General features: G+C 70.8%; 2 protein-coding genes. Both read right to left on the minus strand.

All coding sequences use genetic code 11. The features are described 5' to 3' along the window. A partial coding sequence (locus GA0115240_RS23805) for a discoidin domain-containing protein (RefSeq protein ID WP_141708941.1) occupies positions 1 to 617 on the minus strand: 617 nt, incomplete at its 3' end. Positions 618 to 714: 97 nt separating this feature from the next. Then, a partial coding sequence (locus GA0115240_RS23810) for a discoidin domain-containing protein (protein ID WP_093739466.1) occupies positions 715 to 2,284 on the minus strand: 1,570 nt, incomplete at its 5' end.

A 2,284-nucleotide genomic window follows, 5' to 3' on the forward strand; every position in this document is an offset into this window, starting at 1 on the left:
GGCTTGCCGACCGCGGCGGTGGTCGTGCCGCAGCCGGTCGGCGGCGGGGTGGTGCTGCCGCCGCCGGAGCCGCCGTAGACCTGGAACTCCCACAGCGAGTAGCCGTACGCCGTCGCCCGGGCGGTGCCGTACACCCGCACATAGCGCCCGGTGCCGGTGACGGCCAGGGTCTGGGTGCCGCCGGTGCCGGCGGTGGTGGAGTAGACGCTGCTCCAGGTGGCGCCGTCGGCCGAGGTCTGGATCTGGAAGGAGGTGGCGTAGGCCGCCTCCCAGGTCAGCACGACCTGGGATATCGACTGGCTCGATCCGAGGTCGACCTGCAGCCATTGCGGGTCGCTGAAGCCGCTGGACCAGCGGGTGCCGGGGTCGCCGTCGACAGCCGCCGAGGCCGGGGTGCCGGCGTTCTCGGTGGAGGAGGCGGTGGCCGGCTTGCCCTGCGAGAGCAGCACGGGGCCGGCCGCGCCGGCCAGATGGGGGGTCGCCACCAGCGCGAGGGCGACGACCAGGACGAAGCCGACCAGGGCGGCGATCCGTGAGCGACGGGTCGCGGCCTGCCGACGGGCCCGGCCGGGGGGAGAGGGGGGTGAGCCGGGTGGTGATTGCCATGCGAACTGCATCGATTCGCCTCTCGAGTACGGCCCTGGGGCCGGCGGAGGAGGTGGGGGGTTGCCGCCCCGGGCCCTTGCCGGGCCCGGGGCGGCCGACGCGCGTCGGTTACTGCGAGACGCGCACGTAGTCGATCAGCATGCGTTGCGGGAAGACGGTGGTGGCGTCCGGAGCACCGGGCCAGTCACCGCCCACCGCGTTGTTGAGAATGATGTAGAACGGGTGGTCGTACACCCAGGGGCCGCGGGTCTGCTCGATCGTCGACTTGTCGGCGGTGAAGAAGGCGTGGCCGTCCACCGAGAACGTCATGTGGGAGGAGTCCCAGTCCACGGCGTAGGTGTGGAAGTCGCTGGCGAAGTCGCTGCCGGTGACCGTGTACGGCGACCCGTAGCCGTTGCCGCCGTTGTAGGCGGGGGCGTGCAGGGTGGAGTAGACGGAGTCCGGGACCTTGCCGACGTGCTCCATGATGTCGATCTCACCGGAGTTGGGCCACGGGGTGCCCGTCTTGAAGTTGGACCCCAGCAGCCAGAACGCCGGCCACAGGCCCTGTGTGCCGCTCACCTTGATCCGCGCCTCGACGTGGCCGTAGGTGAAGTTGAAGTGGTCCGAGGTGTTGATCCGGCCCGAGGTGTACTGGCCGTTGGCCTCTTTCCGCGCCTCGATGACGAGGTCGCCGTTGCCGTCCATCGTGGTGTTGTCGCCGTTGGTGTAGGTCTCCAGCTCGCCGTTCTGCCCGGCGCCGGTGTCCTGGGTCCACTTGCCGGTGTCCGGCTTCGTGCCGGCCGCGCCGTTGAACTCGTCGCTCCACACCAGGTGTTCGGGGTTGCCCGGGTTCGGCGGCAGGGCGGGCGGCGCGGTGGGGTTGCCGCCGGTGCCGTAGACGTCGAAGGTCCACAGCGAGTAGCCGTAGCCGTTGCTGCGGGCGGTGCCGTACATCCGCACGTACCGGCCGGTGCCGTCCACGTTCAGGGTCTCCTTGAAGCCCTTGCCCGTGGTGGTGGAGTAGATGCTCGTCCAGTTGGTGCCGTCGGCCGAGGTCTGGATCTGGTAAGCGACCGCGTAGGCCGGGTCCCACTGCAGCACGACCTGGGTGATGTGCGCGGTCGCGCCGAGGTCCACCGAGATCCAGCCGGGGTCGACCCAGCCGTTGGAGTCGCTGGTCGCCCACCGGGTCGCCGGGTCCTCGTCGAACGCCTTGGCGGCGGTGCAGCCGGTGCAGCTGTTGGCGTCCTGGTACGTGGAGGCGGTGGCCGGCTTGTTGTAGGACAGCAGCGTCGAGCCGGGCGGGGGGTTCGTGCCGCCCGTCGTGCCGCCCGTGGTCGTGCCGCCGGTGGTGGTGCCGCCCGTGGTGGTCCCGCCGGTGGTGGTGCCGCCTGTGGTGGTCCCGCCGGTCGTACTGCCCGCGGTGGTGCCGCCGTTGCCGCCGCTGCCCCCGGTGAAGACCTGGAACTCCCACAGCGAGTAGCCGTACTGCGTGGCCCGCTGGGTGCCGTACATCCGGATGTACCGGCCGGTGCCGGTCAAGGTGACGAGTTCGGTGGCGCCCGGGCCGGTGGTGGTGGAGTAGGCGCTGGTCCAGTTGGTGCCGTCGGTGGAGGTCTGGATCTGGTACGCCTTCGCGTACGCGGTCTCCCACACTAGATTCACCCCGCAGATGTTCTGCGTGGAGCCGAGGTCC

It is taken from the genome of Streptomyces sp. DvalAA-14 (assembly GCF_900091855.1).
Classification (GTDB): domain Bacteria; phylum Actinomycetota; class Actinomycetes; order Streptomycetales; family Streptomycetaceae; genus Actinacidiphila.